We start from the raw sequence: 18,976 nt of genomic DNA, 5'->3' as shown, positions 1-18,976 counted from the left end.
ATGCCCCTCCTTCAGGTGAATGGGGGCGCACGCTATCGGCGGGCGATGAAGCGTCCGTGACGACTCGTGAGCCGGGCGCGGCGGCCCCCCGAGATGGGCGGCCCCGGGCGACGACCTCAGCGCAGCAGTTCGGCCAGCGTCAGCTCGCGCAGGCGCAGGCGTTCACGCAGCCCGTCGACCGTCGCGCCGGGGGCCAGCAGCAAGGCGTCCAACAGCGGCAGCGCCGGCGTGGCCTCGGCATCGCAGAGCAGTACGTGGCGCGCGGTACCGCCTTCGTCGAGCCGGGCGACCCAGTCGAAGGCGGTCAGCAGTTCCAGCACCGGCTCGAGCTCCAGCGGGTCGGCCCGCAGGCGCTCGGACAAGGTCGGCAGCGACAGCCCGTGGCCCGGCCCGTGGCGCGCGGCGGCCAGTTCGCGCAGCACCACCAGCGCCAGCTCGAAGCGGTAGCCGGCCGTCGGCGGCCGGCGCACGACGCGCATCTGCAGGCTGGGCGCATAGGCCGCGATGACCGCGCCGAGCAGCACGATGACCCAGCTCAGGTAGATCCACAGCAGCAGGATCGGCAGCGAGGCGAAGGCGCCGTAGACCGAGGAGTACACCGGCACCTTGTCGACGTACCAGGCCAGGCCTTCCTTGGCGAACTCGAAGGCGACGGCGACGAACAGCGCGCCGGCCCAGGCGTGCGGCCAGCGCACCGTGGTGTTCGGCACGTAGCGGAACAGGCCGGCCAGCGCCGCGGCCAGCAGGCCGAACTCGATGAGGTTGAGCACCGCGCTGACGCCGCCGGGCAGCACGCCGACCAGCCCGCGCGAGGCCGACAGCGCGTAGGACGTCATCGACAGGCTGACGCCGACGACCAGCGGCCCCAGCGTCAGCGCCGCCCAGTAGACGAGCACCCGCTGGGCGATCGGCCGCGGCTGGCGCACGCGCCAGATCGCGTTGAGCGTGCGGTCGATGGTCAGCATCAGCGCCAGCGCCGTGGCGCCCAGGAACAGCAGGCCCACCGAGCCGGCGCGGTTGGCCTGGGCGGCGAACTGCGTCAGCGCGCGCATCACCGGGCGGGCGATCGTGTCCGGCACCAGCGCCTGCAGGAAGTACTTCTCCAGCGCGATCTGGAACTTGGCGAAGATCGGGAAGGCGGTGAAGATGGCCAGCATCACCGTGACCAGCGGCACCAGCGCGATCAGCGTCGTGAAGGTCAGGCTGCCGGCGGTGAGGCCCAGGCGGTCTTCGCGGAAACGCTGGCGCAGCGTGCGCAGCGTGTCCAGCCAGGGCCATTGGCGCAGGGCGGCGGCGGCGTCGTGCCACAGGGCACGCAAACGGCGGCCGATCGCAGCGGCCGAAGGGGGAGTCATGCTGGATATGATGCCAGCATGGTTTCCCCCGCTGTCCCCGACGCCGCCGTGCGGCAGACCCGCGCGCTGGCCCTGGCCTCGCTGATCGCCCTGATCGTGCAGGGCCTGGCCTGGGAGCTGTGGATCGCGCCCACCGGCAGCGGCACGCTGGCGCTGAAAGTGCTGCCGCTGGTGGCCGCCGTGCCCGGCATGCTGCGCCACCGGCTCTACACCTTCCGCTGGCTGAGCATGGCGCTGTGGCTCTACGTCACCGAGGCGCTGGTTCGTTCGACCAGCGAACACGGCGCCGGCCAGGCGATGGCCGTCGTCGAGCTGGTGCTGTGCATCGCTCTCTTCGTCTTCTGCTCACTGTACGTGCGCCGGCGGCTGCGCGGTGTGAAGGCGGCGGCATGAGCGACGCTTTGCTGCAGACGCTGCGCGAGGTGGTCGGCGCAGCGCAGGTGCTGACCGACGGCGATCTCTCGGCCTACGAGCTCGACTGGCGCCGCCGCTGGCGCGGCCGTGCGCTGGCCGTCGTGCGCCCGGGCAGCAGCGCCGAAGTCGCGGCCGTCGTGCGCGCCTGCGCCGCGGCCGGCGCGGCTATCGTGCCGCAGGGCGGCAACACCGGCCTGGTCGGCGGCGGCGTGCCCGACAACAGCGGCCGGCAGGTGCTGCTGAGCCTGCAACGCCTGAACCGCATCCGCACGATCGACGCCGCCAACCTGACGCTGACCGCCGAAGCCGGCTGCGTGCTGCAGGCGGTGCAGGAAGCGGCGGCCGCGCAGGGCCTGCTGTTCCCGCTGAGCCTGGCGGCCGAAGGCAGCTGCACGATCGGCGGCAACCTCGCGGCCAACGCCGGCGGCACCCAGGTGCTGCGCTTCGGCAACGCGCGCGAGCTGTGCCTGGGGCTGGAGGTCGTCACCGCCACCGGCGAGGTCTGGGACGGCCTGTCGGGCCTGCGCAAGGACAACACCGGCTACGACCTGCGCGACCTCTTCGTCGGCAGCGAGGGCACGCTGGGCATCATCACCGCGGCGACGCTGAAGCTGTTCCCGCAGCCGGCGGCGGTGACGACGGCACTCGCCGCCTGCCAGAGCCTGGACGACTGCGTCGCGCTGCTGAATCTGGCGCGCACGCGGCTGGGCGCCGGGCTCACGGGCTTCGAGGTCATGGGCCGCTTCGCGCTGGAACTGGTGGCCAAACACTTCCCGGCACTGCCGCGGCCGCTGCCCGGTGCGCCGTGGACGGTGCTGCTGGAGCAGAGCGACACCGACGGCGAAGCCGCGGCGCAGGAGCGTTTCGAGGCCCTGCTGGGCGCGGCGCTGGAAGACGGCATCGTCGGCGACGCCGCGGTGGCCGCCAATCTGTCGCAATCCCACGCGATGTGGCATCTGCGCGAGTCGATCCCGCTGGCCCAGGCCGAGGAAGGGCTCAACATCAAGCACGACATCGCGCTGCCGGTGTCGGCCATTCCCCGCTTCTGCGCCGCCACCGACGCCGCGCTGGCCGCGGCGATTCCCGGCGTGCGGCTGGTGTGTTTCGGCCACCTGGGCGACGGCAACCTGCACTACAACGTGCAGGCGCCCGCGGGCCAGGACGCCAAGGCCTTCCTCGCCGAACGGGAGCCGGCGGTCAACCGCATCGTCTACGACGCGGTGATGGCCTGCGGCGGTTCGATCTCGGCCGAGCACGGCATCGGGCAGTTGAAGCGCGAGGAGCTCGCCGAACGCAAGTCGCCGGTGGCGCTGGCGATGATGCGCGCGATCAAGCGTGCGCTGGACCCGCAGAACCTGCTGAACCCCGGCCGCGTCCTCTGACGCCGCGCCAGGCGGCCGCTTATTGCAGCGGCCCCTTCAGCGCCGCCGGCAGCGGCACGGTCAGCACCTCGATGCCTTCGTCGCTGAGCGCCTGGCGCTCCTCGGGCGTGGTCTGGCCGCGGATGCCGCGGTTCTCGCTCTCGCCGTAGTGGATGCGCCGCGCCTCCTCGGCGAAACGGCCGCCGACGTCCTCGGTGTCGGCCAGCAGCTGGCGCACCGCGCCCAGCCAGGCGGCCTGCAGGTCGGCGTCGGTCGCCGGTGCCTTGGGCGCCTGGGGCGGCTCGGGCGGCGGCTCCTTGGCACCGGAGAGGTTCAGCCGCGGCGCGCTGGGCAGCCGCGTGACGACGTGGTCGCCGCAGATCGGGCACTCGACAAGACCGCGGCCGTTCTGGTCCATGAAGTCGTCGTCGGAAGCGAACCAGCCCTCGAAACGATGGCCGTTCGCGCAGCGCAGGTCCAGCACCTTCATCGCGCTTCAGGCGGGCTCGCCGTCCTCCGGGTCGGGCTGCCACGCGAGCGGCCAGGCGCCAGCGCGCCAGCGCTGCAGCCAGTGCAGGCCGATGCGCGTCTTCACGTCAGGCAGGCCGTCGCCCATCGCCAGCGCGTCGAGCTCGGCTTCACTGAGCTTCATGACCTCGACGAACTCGCCGTCGTCGAGCTTCTGCTCGCCGCCGATCAGGCCGCGCGCGAAGTAGATCCAGATGCTCTCGCTGGAATAGGCGGCGGCGTTGTGGATCTCGCAGGCGAAGGCCCACTCGCGGGCGCGGAAACCCGTCTCCTCGCGCAGCTCGCGCCGCGCGCACTCCAGCGTGCTCTCGCCCGCGTCGCGTTTGCCGGCCGGGATCTCGACGATCGTGCGGGCGATCGGGTAGCGGTACTGGCGCACCAGCACGACGCGGCCGTCGTCGAGCAACGGCACGACGGCCACCGCGCCAGGGTGGCGGATGTACTCGCGTGTCGCCGCGCTGCCGTCGGGCAGCACGACGTCGTCGCGGTGGACTTCGAGGAAACCGCCTTCGAGCAGCGTGCGTCCGCCGGTGCGGCGTTCGCGCAGGTGGCCGTCGTTGGTTTCGTCGTTCATCGGGGCATCAGCTGGTGAGGGCCTTGACGATGGCGTCGCGGCACATCGCCATCAGGCCGCCCGGCAGCAGGCCGAAGACCAGCACCGCCAGGCCGTTGACCGCCAGCAGCGCGTTGACGCCGGAGCTCTGGCCCACCGGGCCGGCGAGCTTGGGTTCGTCGAAGTACATGACCTTCACGACGCGCAGGTAGTAGTAGGCGCCGATCAGCGACATCATCACCGCGAACACCGCCAGCCAGACGTAGCCTTCGACGTTGGTCGACACCAGCGCCTGCAGCACCGCCAGCTTGGCGTAGAAGCCGACCATCGGCGGCAGGCCGGCCAGCGAGAACATGAAGATGCTCATCACGCCGGCGATCCACGGGCTGCGGCGGCCGAGGCCGGCGAGGTCTTCGATCTGCTCGCTCTCGAAGCCCTGGCGCGACAGCACCATGATCAGGCCGAAGGTGCCCAGCGTCGTCAGCACGTAGGCGACGACGTAGAACATCGCCGAGCTGTAGGCGTTGCCGGCCGACAGCGTGTTGCCGCTGACGACACCGGCGGACATGCCGAGCAGGATGAAGCCCATCTGCGCGATCGTCGAATACGCCAGCATGCGCTTCAGGTTGGTCTGCGCGATGGCGACGACGTTGCCGACGACCAGCGAGGCCACGGCCAGCACGATGAACATCTGCTGCCAGTCGACCGCCAGGCCCAGCATGCCCTCGACGAGCAGGCGGATCGTGATCGCGAAGGCGGCGAACTTGGGCGCACCGCCGATCAGCAGCGTCACCGAGGTCGGCGCGCCCTGGTAGACGTCGGGCACCCACATGTGGAAGGGCGCGGCGCCGAGCTTGAAGGCGACGCCGGCGACGACGAAGACGACGCCGAAGACCAGCACCTCGCGGTTGATGTTCGGGTTGGTCGAGATCTCCTCGAAGACGCGCGGGATCTCCAGCGAGCCGGTGGCGCCGTACATCATCGACATGCCGTACAGCAGGAAGCCGCTGGCCAGCGCGCCGAGCACGAAGTACTTCATCGCCGCCTCGGTGGCGACGGCGTGGTCGCGGCGCAGCGCGGCCAGCGCGTACAGCGACAGGCTCATCAGTTCCAGGCCGAGATAGACGACGAGGAAGCTGTTGGCCGAGGTCATCACCGACACGCCCAGCAGCACCAGCATCGCGAGCACGTAGAACTCGCCCTTCTGCATCTCGCGCGGGCCGAGCGTCGGCCGCGCGTAGGCCACGGTGACCAGCAGCGCGACGCCGGCGAAGAAGGCCAGCAGATGGCCCATCGGGTCGGTCACGACTTGGCCGCCCATCGCGTAGGTGGTGGCGCCGGAGTCGAAGGCAGCGAAGTGGATGCCGGAGAACACCAGCACCGCGAGCTGCGTCAGCCAGAAGGTCGGGCGGCGCTCGGGGTCGCTGATGAAGAGATCGACGATCGCGATCACGCAGATCGCGGCCAGCAGCCAGATCTCGGGCTGGAGGGCGAGCCAGTTCATCGGGTTCAGGTTCTGCATCGCTTGGCTCGGTTCAGGGCAGCTTCGAGATGGCGACGTGCTTGAGCAGCTCGCTCACCGACACGTCCATCACCTGGGTGAAGGGCTTGGGATACAGGCCCATCCACAGCACCGCGGCGGCCAGCAGCGCCAGCATCAGGAACTCGCGGCTGTTGATGTCCTCGAGTTTCTTGACGTGCTCGTTGGTCACCGGGCCGAAGTAGACGCGCTTGACCATCCACAGCGTGTACGCGGCGCCGAAGATCAGCGTCGTGGCGGCCAGGCCCGCGACCCAGAAGTCGTACTTGACCGAGCCGAGGATGACCATCCACTCGCCGACGAAACCGGCGGTGCCCGGCAGGCCGCAGTTGGCCATCGCGAACAGCACCGCGAAGGCGGCGAACTTGGGCATCGTGTTGACGACGCCGCCGTAGGCCGAGATCTCGCGGCTGTGCACGCGGTCGTAGAGCACGCCGATGCACAGGAACATCGCGCCGGAGACGAAGCCGTGCGAGATCATCTGCACGATCGCGCCGGTGACGCCGAGCTGGTTGAAGATGAAGAAGCCCAGCGTTACGAAGCCCATGTGGGCGATCGACGAATAGGCCACCAGCTTCTTCATGTCGCGCTGCACCAGCGCGACGAGGCCGATGTAGACCACCGCGATCAGCGACAGCGTGACGATGACCCAGGCGTACTCACGCGCGGCGTCGGGCGCGATCGGCAGCGAGAAGCGCAGGAAGCCGTAGGCGCCGAGCTTCAGCATGATCGCCGCCAGCACCACCGAGCCGCCGGTCGGCGCCTCGACGTGGGCGTCGGGCAGCCAGGTGTGCACCGGCCACATCGGCACCTTGACCGAGAACGCGGCGAAGAAGGCGACGAAGAGCAGCGTCTGCGCCGGCAGCGACAGCGGCAGCTTGTGCCAGTCGAGGATCTCGAAACTGCCACCCGACTGGTAGTACAGGTACACCACCGCGACCAGCATCAGCAGCGAGCCCAGCAGCGTGTAGAGGAAGAACTTGAACGCCGCGTAGACGCGCCGCGGCCCGCCCCAGACGCCGATGATGATGTACATCGGGATCAGGGTCGCCTCGAAGAAGACGTAGAACAGCAGGCCGTCGACCGCCGAGAACACGCCGCACATCAGGCCCGAGAGGATCAGGAACGCGCCCAGGTACAGCGGCACCCGGTCGGTGATCACCTGCCAGGCGGCGATGACGACGATGACGGTGATGAAGGCGGTCAGCAGCACGAACCACACCGACAGGCCGTCGACGCCGAGGTGGTAGAAGACGTTCAGGCGCTCGATCCAGGAGACCTTCTCCTGGAACTGCAGCGCCGCCGTGCCGGCGTCGAAGCCGGTGATCAGCGGGATCGTCACCAGGAAGCTGACGATGGCGCCGACGAGAGCGATCCAGCGCGCGAGGTTGGGATTGCTGTCGCGGCCGACGGCCAGCAGCACCACCCCGAAGGCGATCGGCATCCAGATCGCGAGACTCAGAAGACCCATTCTTTGCTCTCTTGTTATCCGGTCGCGCGGTCAGCCTGCGAGGCCGCCGAAGAACGGCCACAGGCGCCAGGTCATGAAGCCGAAGATGCCCAGCAGCATGACCAGCGCATACCAGTACAGGTGGCCGGTCTGCACGCGGCGCAGCACGCCCGCGAGCATGCCCACCGTCTTGGCCGAGCCGTTGACGATCGCGCCGTCGATGAGGCCGACGTCGCCGCCCTTCCACAGACCGGTGCCCACGAGGCGCGCGCCGGCGGCGAGCACGTTCTCGTTGAACCAGTCCATGTAGTACTTGTTCTCGAGCACCGTGCGCAGCGGCTTCAGGCTGCGGTCCAGCGCGGCCGGGATCTGCGGCGCCTTCAGGTAGAAGACCCAGGCGGTGACGACACCGGCCAGCGCCAGCCAGAACGGCGCGGTCGTGAAGGCGTGCATCGCCATCGCCGCGGCGCCGTGGAACTCCTCGGCCAGTTCGGCCATCGCCGGGTGCCTGGCGGCGTCGACGAAGATCGCGCCGGCGAAGAAGTCGCCGTAGAGCATCGGGCCGATCGTCATGAAGCCGATCACCACCGAGGGCAGCGCCAGCAGCAGCAGCGGCCCGGTGACGACCCACGGCGACTCGTGCGGCGTGGCGTCGTGGCCATGGCCGTGATCGTCGTGCGCGTGGTCGTCTTCCGGCGGGAAGGGCTTGTGGCGGAAGCGCTCCTCGCCGTGGAAGACGAGGAAGTACATCCGGAACGAGTAGAAGGCGGTGACGAAGACGCCGGCGGTGACGGCGAACAGCGCGAAGCCGGCCGCCGGCAGATGGCTGGCGTGCACCGCCTCGATGATGCTGTCCTTGGAATAGAAGCCGGCGAACAGCGGCGTGCCGATCAGCGCCAGCGAGCCCAGCAGCGAGGTGATCCAGGTGATGGGCATGTACTTGCGCAGGCCGCCCATGTTGCGGATGTCCTGATCGTGGTGCATGCCGATGATCACCGAGCCCGCGGCCAGGAACAGCAGCGCCTTGAAGAACGCGTGCGTCATCAGGTGGAACACCGCCACCGAGTACGCCGACACGCCCAGCGCGACCGTCATGTAGCCCAGCTGCGACAGCGTCGAGTAGGCGACGACCCGCTTGATGTCGTTCTGGATGATGCCCAGGAAGCCCATGAACAGCGCGGTGATCGAACCGATCACGAGCACGAAGTTCAGCGCCGTGTCCGACAGCTCGAACAGCGGCGACATGCGCGCCACCATGAAGATGCCGGCGGTGACCATCGTCGCGGCGTGGATCAGCGCCGAGATCGGGGTCGGGCCTTCCATCGAGTCGGGCAGCCAGACGTGCAGCGGGAACTGCGCGCTCTTGCCCATCGCGCCGATGAACAGGCAGATGCAGATCACGGTGATCAGCATCCAGTCCTGGCCGGGGAAGCTCATCGCGGCCAGCTGCGGGGCCTTGGCGAAGGCTTCGGCGTAGTCCAGCGTGCCGGCGTAGGCGACGATCAGGCCGATGCCCAGGATGAAGCCGAAGTCGCCGACCCGGTTGACCAGGAAGGCCTTCATGTTGGCGAAGACCGCGCTCGGCTTCTTGAACCAGAAGCCGATCAGCAGGTAGCTCACCAGGCCCACCGCCTCCCAGCCGAAGAACAGCTGCAGGAAGTTGTTGCTCATCACGAGCATCAACATCGAGAAGGTGAACAGCGAGATGTACGAGAAGAAGCGCTGGTAGCCCGGGTCCTCTTCCATGTAGCCGATGGTGTAGACGTGCACCATCAGCGACACGAAGGTCACGACGCACATCATCATCGCCGTCAGGCCGTCGACGAGGAAGCCGACTTCCATCTTCAGACCGCCGACGACGGCCCATTCGTAGATCGTGCCGGCGAAGCGCGCGCCGTCCATCGCCACGGCCTTGAGCACGAGCGCCGAGCAGATGAACGAGATCAGCACGCCGAGGATGGTCACCGTGTGCGCGCCGCGGCGGCCGACGGCCTTGCCGGCCAGGCCCGCGACCAGCGCGCCGACCAGCGGCGCGAGCGGGACGGCGAGCAGGAGGTTTTGCGAGAGAGTCGCTGCCATGTCGGAACTCAGCCCTTCAGTTCGTCGAGTTCCTCGACGTTGATCGACGCGCGGTTGCGGAACAGCACGACGAGGATCGCCAGGCCGATCGCCGACTCGGCGGCGGCGACGGTCAGGATGAAGAACACGAAGATCTGGCCCGCCAGGTCGCCCAGGTAGTGCGAGAAGGCGACGAAGTTCAGGTTGACGGCCAGGAGCATCAGCTCGATGGCCATCAGCAGCACGATCAGGTTGCGCCGGTTCATGAAGATGCCGACGACCGACAGCGCGAACAACAGGGCGCCCAGCGACAGGTAGTGGCCGAGCGTGATCGGTCCGAGGCTCATGCTTGGCCTTCCTTGTTTTCAGGCGCGGCAGCCGCGGCGGCGTTGGCCGACGGCACCTTCACCAGGCGAACCCGGTCGGCGCGCTTGACTCGCACGGCCACCGCCGGATCGACGCGGCGGCTGTCCTTGCGGTGCCGCAGCGTCAGCGCGATCGCCGCGACGATGGCCACCAGCAGCAGCACCGCCGCCAGCTGCAGCGGGTACAGGTAGTGGGTGTAGAGCGCGATGCCCAGCAGCCGGGTGTTGCCGATCTCCAGCGCCTGCGCCGAGAGCTCGGGCGCCTGCACCGGCTGGAAGCCGCGCAGCAGCACCAGCGACATCTCCAGCGCGATGACCGCGCCGAGCATGCCTGCCAGCGGGAAGTGCTTCCAGAAGCCCGTTCGCACCGAGTCGCTGTTGAGGTCCAGCATCATGACGACGAACAGGAACAGCACCATCACCGCGCCGACGTAGACCAGCACCAGCACGATGGCCAGGAACTCGGCCTGCAGCAGCATCCAGATGCAGGCGGCGTTGAAGAACGCGAGCACGAGGTAGAGCACGCCGTGCACCGTGCTGCGCGCGGTGATCACGCGCAGCGCCGCGAACAGCAGCACCGCGGAGAAGAGATGGAAGAGCGCCGTGGTCGTGTTCATGTTCTCAGCGGTAGGGAGCGTCCGCCTCGCGGTTGGCCGCGACTTCCTTCTCGTAGCGGTCGCCGACGGCCAGCAGCATGTCCTTCGTGAAGTACAGGTCGCCGCGCTTTTCGCCGTGGTATTCGAAGATGTGGGTCTCGACGATCGAATCGACCGGGCAGCTCTCCTCGCAGAAGCCGCAGAAGATGCACTTCGTCAGGTCGATGTCGTAGCGCGTCGTGCGGCGCGTGCCGTCGGCGCGCACGTCGCTCTCGATCGTGATCGCCATCGCCGGGCAGACGGCTTCGCAGAGCTTGCAGGCGATGCAGCGTTCCTCGCCGTTCTCGTAGCGGCGCAGCGCGTGCAGCCCGCGGAAGCGCGGCGACAGCGGGGTCTTCTCCTCGGGGTACTGGATCGTGATCGCCTTGGACAGGAAATGCCTGCCCGTGAGCGCCATGCCCTTGAAGATCTCGGTGAGCATGAAGCTCGAGAACACGTCCTTGATGGCGGAGGCGTTGGGCATCGTCGACCTCACTTCCAGATGTTGAACGGCGACTGGATCACCAGGCCGACGAGGACCAGCCAGACCAGCGTCACCGGGATGAAGATCTTCCAGCCCAGGCGCATGATCTGGTCGTAGCGGAAGCGCGGCAGCGTCGCGCGCACCCACAGGAACATCGTCACGACGACGAAGACCTTGGCCGCGAACCAGATCCAGCCGGGGATGAAGTCGAGGAAGGCGAACGGGGACAGCCAGCCGCCGAGGAACAGGAGCACCGTCAGCGTGCTGACGAGGATCATGTTCGCGTACTCGGCGAGGAAGAACATCGCGAAGGCCATGCCCGAGTACTCGATCATGTGGCCGGCGACGATCTCCGACTCGCCTTCGACGACGTCGAAGGGTGAACGGTTGGTCTCGGCCAGGCCCGAGATGAAGTAGACGAAGAAGATCGGCAGCAGCGGCAGCCAGTTCCAGGACAGGAAGCCGGCACCGAGGTCGGCACCCATGCCGCGGCCCTGGGCGGCGACGATGCCACCGAGGTTCAGCGTGCCCGAGACCATCAGCACGACGACGAGCGCGAAGCCCATCGCGATCTCGTAGCTGACCATCTGCGCCGAGGCGCGCAGCGCGCCGAGGAAGGCGTACTTCGAGTTCGAGGCCCAGCCGGCGATGATGACGCCGTAGACCTCGATCGAGGTCACCGCCATCAGGAACAGCAGGCCGGCGTTGACGTCGGCGAGCACGGCTTCGGGCCCGAAGGGGATCACCGCCCAGGCGACCAGCGCCGGCGTGATCGTCATCACCGGACCGACGAAGAACAGGCCCTTGCTGGCCGCGGTCGGGCGGATGATCTCCTTGAAGATCAGCTTGACCGCGTCGGCGATCGGCTGCAGCAGGCCCCAGGGGCCGACGCGGTTGGGGCCCAGGCGGATCTGGGTGAAGCCGATGCCCTTGCGCTCCCACAGCGTGAGGTAGGCGACACAGCCCATCAGCGGCAGCACGACGACGACGATCTTGATCAGCGTCCACAGCACCAGCCAGCCGTTGGCGCCGAGCGCGGCGGTGCCGTATTGGTTCAGCGTGTCCAGCATGGTCAGGCCTTCTCCACCGTGATCGGCCCGAACAACGCGCCCAGCGCGACGGTGTCCGGGTGGCCGGCCGCGACGCGCACGGCGCCGTCGGCCAGCCAGGGCTCTTCACGCGCCGCGAGCAGCACGGCCCCCTGCCCTTGCGCGACCATCACCTTGTCGCCCTTGGCCAGGCCGAGCTGGCGCCACAGCGACGACGGCAGGCCCACGCGCGGCACGCGCGCGTCGGCGCTGAGCTGCAGCGGCGGCGAACGGCGCACCAGCGAGTCGGTGGCATAGATCGGCACGTCGGCGACACGTTCGAGCGCGCCCTGGCGCAGGACCGGCGTGCCCGAGGCGGCGGCCGGCGTGTTGTCCAGGCGCGAAGCGATCGAGGCGGCGTCGCCGATGGCCTCGGCTCGCACGGCTTCGGCACTGTCCTGGTCGAAGCCCGGCAGGCCCAGCAGGTTGCCGAGCACGCGCAGCACCTTCCAGGCCGGGCGCGTGTCGCCCAGCGGGCGAACGACGCCCTGGAAGCTCTGCAGCCGGCCTTCGGCGTTGACGAAGCTGCCGGCGGTCTCGGTGAACGGTGCGATCGGCAGCATGACGTCGGCGACGTCGGCCATCGCGTCCTGGAACGGCGACAGCGCGACGACCAGGCCCGAGCCACCCAGCGCGGCACGCGCGGCGGCGGCATCGGCGGCGTCGAGCACCGGCTCGAGGTTCAGCGCCAGCAGCGCCTTCATCGGCTGCGACAGCATCTGGCCGGCGTTCAGCCCGCCTTCACCCGGCAGGGCGCCGACGAGCTGGGCGCCGACCGTGTTGGCCGCTTCGCCGAGATAGCCGACGGCGGCGCCGGTCTGCTCTCCGAGCCACTGCGCCAGCGCCAGCAGCGCCGAGGCCTGCGGGTGCTGCGCGGCGGCGTTGCCCAGCAGCACCGCCTTGTGTTCGCCCGCCACCAGCGCGGCGGCGACGGCCTGCGCGGCTTCGCCCGGCTGGGCGGCGACCGGTGCGGCGACGCCCTTGGCAGCGGCGACCGCGGCGGCCACTTCGGCCAGCGCGCCGTGCCAGGCCGACGGCAGCGCCGTCAGGTGGCCGGCCAGCGGCATCGCCCAATCCTCGCGCGATGCCGACAGCGAATAGACGCGGGCGCCGTGGCGCGCGGCCTGACGGATGCGCTGCGCGAACAGCGGATGGTCCTTGCGCAGGAAGGAGCCGACGACGAGCGCCGTGTCGAGCGTCGACAGCGCGGCGATCGGCAGGCCCAGCCAGCGCGCACGGCCGGCCGGTGCGGTGTTGGCGAAGTCGGCGTGGCGGCTGCGGAAGTCGATGCTCTGGCTGCCCAGGCCGCGCACGAGCTTGGCCAGCAGGTGCAGTTCCTCGACGGTGGAGTGCGCGCTGCCGATCGCGCCGACGCCTTGCGGGCCGAACTCGGCGATGACGCGCTTCAGGCCGTCGGCGACGTAGCCCAGCGCGGTGTTCCAGTCCACCGCCTGCCACTGGCCGCCCTGCTTGATCATCGGCTGGGTCAGGCGCGACGGGCTGTTCAGGGCCTCGTAGCTGAAGCGGTCACGGTCGGCGATCCAGCACTCGTTGACGTCCTCGTTCTCGAACGGGACGACACGCAGCACCTTGTTGGCCTTGACCTGGACGATCAGATTGGCGCCGGTGCTGTCGTGCGGGCTGACGCTCTTGCGACGCGACAGCTCCCAGGTGCGGGCCTGGTAGCGGAAGGGCTTGCTGGTGATCGCGCCGACCGGGCACAGGTCGATCATGTTGCCCGAGATCTCGCTGTCGACGCTGTTGCCCAGCATCGTCGTGATCTCGCTGTGCTCGCCGCGGTGGACCATGCCGAGCTCCATGACGCCGCCGATCTCCTGGCCGAAGCGCACGCAGCGCGTGCAATGGATGCAGCGCGACATCTCCTCCATCGACAGCAGCGGGCCGACGTCCTTGTGGAAGACGACGCGCTTCTCCTCGCTGTAGCGCGAGGCGACGCCGCCGTAGCCCATCGACAGGTCCTGCAGCTGGCACTCGCCGCCCTGGTCGCAGATCGGACAGTCCAGCGGATGGTTGATCAGCAGGAACTCCATCACGCCCTTCTGGGCGCGCTGGGCCTTCTCGCTGTTGGTGCGCACCACCATGCCCTGCGTGACCGGGGTCGCGCAGGCGGGCATCGGCTTCGGCGCCTTCTCGATCTCGACCAGGCACATGCGGCAGTTGGCCGCGATCGAGAGCTTCTTGTGATAGCAGAAGTGGGGAACGTAGGTGCCGGCCGCGTCGGCGGCATGCATGACCATGCTGCCTTCGGCGACCTGGACCTTTTTCCCGTCGAGTTCGATTTCGATCATGCGTGCCCTAGGCGTGCTGGGGGACCATGCAGGTCTTGTGGTCGACGTGCCAGGCGAATTCGTCGCGGAAGTGCTTCAGCATGCCCTGCACGGGCATGGCAGCCGCGTCACCCAGGGCGCAGATCGTGCGGCCCTTGATGTTGTCCGCGACGGAGTCGAGCAGCGCCAGGTCCTCGGCGCGGCCCTTCCCGGTCTCGATGCGTTCCACCAGGCGCCACAGCCAGCCGGTGCCTTCGCGGCACGGCGTGCACTGGCCGCAGCTCTCGTGCTGGTAGAAGTAGGACAGGCGCAGCAGGCTCTTGACCATGCAGCGCGTGTCGTTCATGACGATGACCGCGCCCGAGCCCAGCATCGAGCCGGCCTTGGCGATGGCGTCGTAGTCCATCGTCAGGTCCATCATCACCTTGGCCGGCAGCACCGGCGCCGACGAGCCGCCGGGGATCACCGCCTTCAGCGCCCCGCCCTTCACGCCGCCGGCCATCTCCAGCAGCGTCGAGAACGGCGTGCCCATCGGGATCTCGAAGTTGCCCGGGCGTTCGACGTCGCCGACCACCGAGAAGATCTTCGTGCCGCCGTTGTTCGGCTTGCCGACCTCGAGATAGGCCTGGCCGCCGTGGTTGATGATCCACGGCACCGCGGCGAAGGTCTCGGTGTTGTTGATCGTCGTCGGCTTGCCGTACAGGCCGAAGCTCGCCGGGAACGGCGGCTTGAAGCGCGGCTGGCCCTTCTTGCCTTCGAGCGACTCGAGCAGCGCGGTCTCTTCGCCGCAGATGTAGGCGCCGAAGCCGTGGAAGGCGTGCAGCTGGAAGCTGTGCTGCGAGCCGAGGATGTTGTCGCCGAGGAAACCGGCGGCACGCGCTTCGTCGAGCGCCTCCTCGAAGCGCTGGTAGACCTCGAAGATCTCGCCGTGGATGTAGTTGTAGCCCGTGCGGATGCCCATCGCGTAGGCCGCGATGCACATGCCCTCGATGACGATGTGCGGGTTGAACGAGAGGATGTCGCGGTCCTTGCAGGTGCCGGGCTCGCCCTCGTCGGAGTTGCACACCAAGTACTTCGGCCCCGGGAACTGGCGCGGCATGAAGCTCCACTTCAGCCCCGTCGGGAAGCCCGCGCCGCCGCGGCCGCGAAGTGCCGAGAGCTTGACCTCGGCGATGACCTGGTCCGGCGTCATGCCCGGGCCGCCGTGGGCGCCGAGGATCTTCTTCAGCGCCGAGTAGCCGCCGCGCGCGACGTAGTCGGCCAGCCGCCAGTTGCGGCCGTCCAGCCCGGCGTAGATCTGCGGCTGCAGATGGCGGCCGTGGAAGCAGGTCTCGACGCCGCGGGTCTTGAACTTGGACAGGTCGACCATGCTCATCCTTCCTTGCGCAGCGTGTCGATCAGCTCGTCGAGCTTGTCGTCGTCCATGAAGCTCAGCATCTCGCGGTCGTTGACGAGCATCACCGGCGCGTCGGCGCAGGCGCCCAGGCACTCGCTGGGCTGCACGGTGAACAGGCCGTCCTCGGTCGTGCCGTAGGGCTTGACGCCCAGCCTCTTGCAGACGTGGTCCAGCGCATGCTCGCCGTGGCGCAGCTGGCACGGCAGGTTGGTGCAGACGTTGAGCTTGTATTTGCCCACCGGCTGCTGGTTGTACATGTTGTAGAAGGTCGTGACCTCGTGGACCGCGATCGCCGGCATGCCCAGGTAGGCGGCGATCGCCTCCTCGGCTTCCTGCGAGACGTGGCCCTGCTCGTGCTGGACGATCGCCAGGCAGGCCATGACGGCCGACTGCTTCTGGTCGGCGGGGAACTTGGCCACTTCGCGCGCGAACAGCGCCAGCGTGGCTTCGGAGAAATTCATCGATCGACCTCGCCGAACACGATGTCCATGGTGCCGATGATCGCGACCGCGTCGGCGAGCATGTGGCCGCGCGACATCTCGTCGAGCGCGGCCAGATGCACGAAACCCGGCGGACGGATCTTCATGCGGTAGGGCTTGTTCGCCCCGTCGCTGATCAGGTAGATGCCGAACTCGCCCTTCGGGTGTTCGACCGCCGCATAGGCCTCGCCCTCGGGCACGTGCATGCCTTCGCTGAAGAGCTTGAAGTGGTGGATCAGCTCTTCCATGTTGGCCTTCATGTCCACGCGGGCCGGCGGCGCGACCTTGTGGTTGTCGGTGATGACCGGCCCGGGGTTCGCCCGCAGCCAGTCGACGCACTGCTGGACGATGTGGTTGGACTGACGCATCTCCTCCATCCGGACGAGATAGCGGTCGTAGGTGTCGCCTTGCACGCCGACCGGGATGTCGAACTCCACGCGGTCGTAGGCGTCGTAGGGCTGCTGCTTGCGCAGATCCCAGGCGATGCCCGAGCCGCGCAGCATCGGGCCGGTGAAGCCCAGGGCCTTGGCGCGATCGGGCTCGACGACGCCGATGCCGACGGTGCGCTGCTTCCAGATGCGGTTGTCGGTCAGCAGCGTCTCGTAGTCGTCGACGCGGCTGGGGAAACGCTTGACGAACTCCTCGATGAAGTCGAGCAGCGAACCCTGGCGCTTGGCGTTCAGCTCCTTCATGCCGCGTTCGTTGCGGATCTTGCTGAAGGTGTACTGCGGCATCGAGTCCGGCAGGTCGCGGTAGACGCCGCCCGGACGGAAGTAGGCGGCGTGCATGCGCGCGCCCGACACCGCCTCGTACATGTCGAAGATGTCCTCGCGCTCGCGGAAGGCGTAGAGGAAGACGTTCATCGCGCCGCAGTCCAGCGAGTGCGTGCCCAGCCACAGCAGGTGGTTGAGCAGCCGCGTCAGCTCGGCGAACATCGTGCGGATGTACTTCGCGCGCAGCGGCACCTCGATGCCGAGCAGCTTCTCGACCGCCAGGCAGTAGGCCTGCTCGTTGACCATCATCGACACGTAGTCGAGGCGGTCCATGTACGGCAGCGTCTGCAGGAAGGTCTTGGTCTCGGCCAGCTTCTCGGTGGCGCGGTGCAGCAGGCCGATGTGCGGGTCGGCACGCTGGATGACCTCGCCGTCGAGCTCGAGCACGAGGCGAAGCACGCCGTGCGCTGCCGGGTGCTGCGGTCCGAAGTTCAGCGTGTAGTTCTTGATCTCGGCCATCAGTGCAGCCCGCCGTAGTTGTCCTCGCGCACGACGCGCGGAATGATCTCGCGTTGCTCGATCGTCACCGGCTGGTAGATGACGCGCTTCTGCTCCGGGTCGTAGCGCATCTCGACGTGCCCGGTGGTCGGGAAGTCCTTGCGCATCGGGTGTCCGATGAAGCCGTAGTCGGTGAGGATGCGACGCAGGTCGAGGTGGCCGTCGAAGACGATGCCGAACAGGTCGAAGGCCTCGCGCTCGAACCAGTTGGCCGAGGGCCAGATGTCGTTGACCGAGGGCAGCACCGGCAGGTCGTCGTCGGGGCAGAAGACCTTCAGCCGCAGGCGCCAGTTGTGGGTCAGCGACAGCAGGTGCGACACGACGCAGAAGCGCGGGCCGTCCCAGGGCTGGTTGCGGTACTCCGAGTAGTCGACGCCGCACAGGTCGACGAGCTGCTCGAAGCGCAGTTCGGGCGTGTCGCGCAGCGTGCGCGCGACCTCGAGGTAGTCGGCGGCGCCGACGGTGATGGTGATCTCGCCGAGCGCGCGCACGGACGTGCGGATCTTGCCGGCCAGTGCGCTTTCGAGGGCGCTCTGCAGGAGGTCGAGTCGGGTGCTCATCGTGCTGATCGCGCGGTCAGCGCGCGATGGTGTTTTCGCGTCGGATCTTGCTCTGCAGCTGCAGGATCCCGTACAGCAGCGCCTCGGCCGTCGGCGGACAGCCCGGCACGTAGACGTCCACCGGCACGATGCGGTCGCAGCCGCGCACGACGGAGTAGCTGTAGTGGTAGTAGCCGCCGCCGTTGGCGCACGAGCCCATGCTCAGCACCCAGCGCGGTTCGGCCATCTGGTCGTAGACCTTGCGCAGCGCCGGTGCCATCTTGTTGCACAGCGTGCCGGCGACGATCATCAGGTCGCTCTGCCGCGGGCTCGGGCGGAACAGCATCCCGAAGCGGTCGATGTCGTAGCGCGCCGCGCCGGCGTGCATCATCTCGATCGCACAGCAGGCCAGGCCGAAGGTCATCGGCCACAGCGATCCGGTCTTGGACCAGTTGATCAGCTTGTCCACCGAGGTGGTGACGAAGCCTTCCTTGATGACGCCTTCGATTCCCATAGCTTGTCTCCCAGCCGGCGGGGTCAGTCCCAGTCCAGCGCGCCCTTCTTCCACTCGTAGACGAAACCGACGACGAGGATGCCGAGGAACAGCATCATCGCCCAGAACCCCGTCGCGCCGATGTCGCGCAGGGCCACGGCCCAGGGGAAGAGGAAGGCGATCTCGAGATCGAAGAGGATGAACAGGATGGCGACGAGGTAGTAGCGCACGTCGAACTTCATGCGCGCGTCCTCGAAGGCCTCGAAGCCGCATTCGTACGGGCTGTTCTTCTCGACGTCCGGCCGGTTGGGGCCGAAGATGAAGCCGAGAACCTGCGGCGCGACGCCGACAGCGAGGCCGACGAGCACGAACAGGATGACGGGGAGGTAGGCCTGGATGTCCATGTTTTCTTGATCCTTGTCAGAGTCCCGTCAGGTTCTGTCAGGTCGAAAAAAAACGCGCCTCGAACAGCCTACACAGGCTGCCCGCTGGGCGCGCTTTACCGTTCATTCGGATCACTCCTTTGAACGGCGTTGCCGGATGCTTGGACCACCTCCGGACAACACGTCACTCGGTCTTTGGTGCCGACGGCGAGACTCGAACTCGCACAGCTTTCGCCACTACCCCCTCAAGATAGCGTGTCTACCAATTTCACCACGTCGGCAAGACGTCAAACCCT

The 18,976-nt window shown here is 68.2% G+C and carries 19 protein-coding genes and 1 tRNA gene; 2 read left to right on the top strand and 18 right to left on the bottom strand.

Annotation, left to right across the window (positions count from 1 at the left end; translation table 11 throughout):
• Positions 1-116: 116 nt before the first annotated feature.
• Entirely contained in the window at positions 117-1,355 is a 1,239-nt protein-coding gene (locus RGE_RS07745; protein WP_052310976.1) for a YihY family inner membrane protein, read from the bottom strand.
• A gap of 18 nt (positions 1,356-1,373) precedes the next feature.
• Between RGE_RS07745 and RGE_RS07740 the strand changes: the two genes are divergently transcribed.
• Both RGE_RS07740 and RGE_RS07735 read left to right on the top strand, forming a co-directional pair.
• The gene (locus RGE_RS07740; protein ID WP_014427783.1) at positions 1,374-1,748 is read left to right on the top strand and encodes a DUF2069 domain-containing protein; all 375 of its coding nucleotides are present in this window, start codon (positions 1,374-1,376) and stop codon (positions 1,746-1,748) included.
• Entirely contained in the window at positions 1,745-3,151 is a 1,407-nt protein-coding gene (locus RGE_RS07735) for an FAD-binding oxidoreductase (RefSeq protein ID WP_014427782.1), read from the top strand. The genes RGE_RS07740 and RGE_RS07735 overlap by 4 nt, the downstream gene beginning before the upstream one ends.
• Positions 3,152-3,170: 19 nt before the next feature.
• Here the strand turns inward: RGE_RS07735 and RGE_RS07730 are convergent, their stop codons facing one another.
• The 17 genes from RGE_RS07730 to RGE_RS07650 form a co-directional block, all read right to left on the bottom strand.
• Complete coding sequence (locus RGE_RS07730; protein WP_014427781.1) at positions 3,171-3,620, bottom strand: DUF1178 family protein; 450 nt, start codon at positions 3,618-3,620, stop codon at positions 3,171-3,173.
• A 6-nt stretch (positions 3,621-3,626) separates the two neighbouring features.
• Entirely contained in the window at positions 3,627-4,232 is a 606-nt protein-coding gene (locus RGE_RS07725; protein ID WP_014427780.1) for an NUDIX domain-containing protein, read from the bottom strand.
• Positions 4,233-4,239: 7 nt separating this feature from the next.
• Positions 4,240-5,733, bottom strand: a complete 1,494-nt coding sequence (gene nuoN / locus RGE_RS07720) for an NADH-quinone oxidoreductase subunit NuoN (protein WP_014427779.1) — start codon at positions 5,731-5,733, stop codon at positions 4,240-4,242.
• 13 nt (positions 5,734-5,746) lie between these two features.
• The gene (locus tag RGE_RS07715) at positions 5,747-7,222 is read right to left on the bottom strand and encodes an NADH-quinone oxidoreductase subunit M (RefSeq protein WP_014427778.1); all 1,476 of its coding nucleotides are present in this window, start codon (positions 7,220-7,222) and stop codon (positions 5,747-5,749) included.
• A gap of 30 nt (positions 7,223-7,252) precedes the next feature.
• Entirely contained in the window at positions 7,253-9,280 is a 2,028-nt protein-coding gene (gene nuoL, locus RGE_RS07710; protein ID WP_014427777.1) for an NADH-quinone oxidoreductase subunit L, read from the bottom strand.
• Positions 9,281-9,288: 8 nt separating this feature from the next.
• The gene (gene nuoK / locus RGE_RS07705) at positions 9,289-9,606 is read right to left on the bottom strand and encodes an NADH-quinone oxidoreductase subunit NuoK (protein ID WP_014427776.1); all 318 of its coding nucleotides are present in this window, start codon (positions 9,604-9,606) and stop codon (positions 9,289-9,291) included.
• Positions 9,603-10,241, bottom strand: coding sequence for an NADH-quinone oxidoreductase subunit J (locus RGE_RS07700; RefSeq protein ID WP_014427775.1), 639 nt, complete (start codon positions 10,239-10,241; stop codon positions 9,603-9,605). Before RGE_RS07700 ends, nuoK begins: the two co-directional genes overlap by 4 nt.
• 4 nt (positions 10,242-10,245) lie before the next feature.
• A complete protein-coding gene (gene nuoI / locus RGE_RS07695; RefSeq protein ID WP_014427774.1) occupies positions 10,246-10,743 on the bottom strand; it encodes an NADH-quinone oxidoreductase subunit NuoI in 498 nt (165 codons plus the stop codon).
• An 8-nt stretch (positions 10,744-10,751) separates the two neighbouring features.
• Positions 10,752-11,813: an NADH-quinone oxidoreductase subunit NuoH gene (gene nuoH, locus RGE_RS07690; protein ID WP_014427773.1), complete on the bottom strand. Its 1,062-nt coding sequence runs from the start codon at positions 11,811-11,813 to the stop codon at positions 10,752-10,754.
• Between the two features lie 2 nt (positions 11,814-11,815).
• Positions 11,816-14,140: an NADH-quinone oxidoreductase subunit NuoG gene (gene nuoG / locus RGE_RS07685; RefSeq protein WP_014427772.1), complete on the bottom strand. Its 2,325-nt coding sequence runs from the start codon at positions 14,138-14,140 to the stop codon at positions 11,816-11,818.
• 7 nt (positions 14,141-14,147) lie between these two features.
• A complete protein-coding gene (gene nuoF, locus RGE_RS07680) occupies positions 14,148-15,494 on the bottom strand; it encodes an NADH-quinone oxidoreductase subunit NuoF (RefSeq protein WP_014427771.1) in 1,347 nt (448 codons plus the stop codon).
• Positions 15,491-15,976 carry an NADH-quinone oxidoreductase subunit NuoE family protein gene (locus RGE_RS07675; RefSeq protein WP_014427770.1) on the bottom strand — a complete coding sequence of 162 codons (486 nt, stop codon included), beginning with the start codon at positions 15,974-15,976 and terminating at the stop codon, positions 15,491-15,493. Before RGE_RS07675 ends, nuoF begins: the two co-directional genes overlap by 4 nt.
• Entirely contained in the window at positions 15,973-17,226 is a 1,254-nt protein-coding gene (locus tag RGE_RS07670; protein WP_014427769.1) for an NADH-quinone oxidoreductase subunit D, read from the bottom strand. Before RGE_RS07670 ends, RGE_RS07675 begins: the two co-directional genes overlap by 4 nt.
• Positions 17,226-17,825 (bottom strand): NADH-quinone oxidoreductase subunit C, encoded by a 600-nt coding sequence (locus RGE_RS07665; RefSeq protein ID WP_014427768.1) that lies wholly within the window; start codon positions 17,823-17,825, stop codon positions 17,226-17,228. The genes RGE_RS07670 and RGE_RS07665 overlap by 1 nt, the downstream gene beginning before the upstream one ends.
• 16 nt (positions 17,826-17,841) lie before the next feature.
• Entirely contained in the window at positions 17,842-18,318 is a 477-nt protein-coding gene (locus RGE_RS07660; protein ID WP_014427767.1) for a NuoB/complex I 20 kDa subunit family protein, read from the bottom strand.
• A 23-nt stretch (positions 18,319-18,341) separates the two neighbouring features.
• Complete coding sequence (locus tag RGE_RS07655) at positions 18,342-18,701, bottom strand: NADH-quinone oxidoreductase subunit A (protein WP_014427766.1); 360 nt, start codon at positions 18,699-18,701, stop codon at positions 18,342-18,344.
• 175 nt (positions 18,702-18,876) lie between these two features.
• A tRNA-Leu gene (locus RGE_RS07650) sits at positions 18,877-18,961 on the bottom strand.
• Between the last annotated feature and the right edge of the window lie 15 nt (positions 18,962-18,976).

It is taken from the genome of Rubrivivax gelatinosus IL144 (genome assembly GCF_000284255.1).
Classification (GTDB): Bacteria; Pseudomonadota; Gammaproteobacteria; order Burkholderiales; family Burkholderiaceae_C; genus Rubrivivax; species Rubrivivax gelatinosus_A.
The sequence above is the reverse complement of the archived record's forward strand: the minus strand, read 5'-3'. Positions and strand labels throughout refer to the sequence as shown.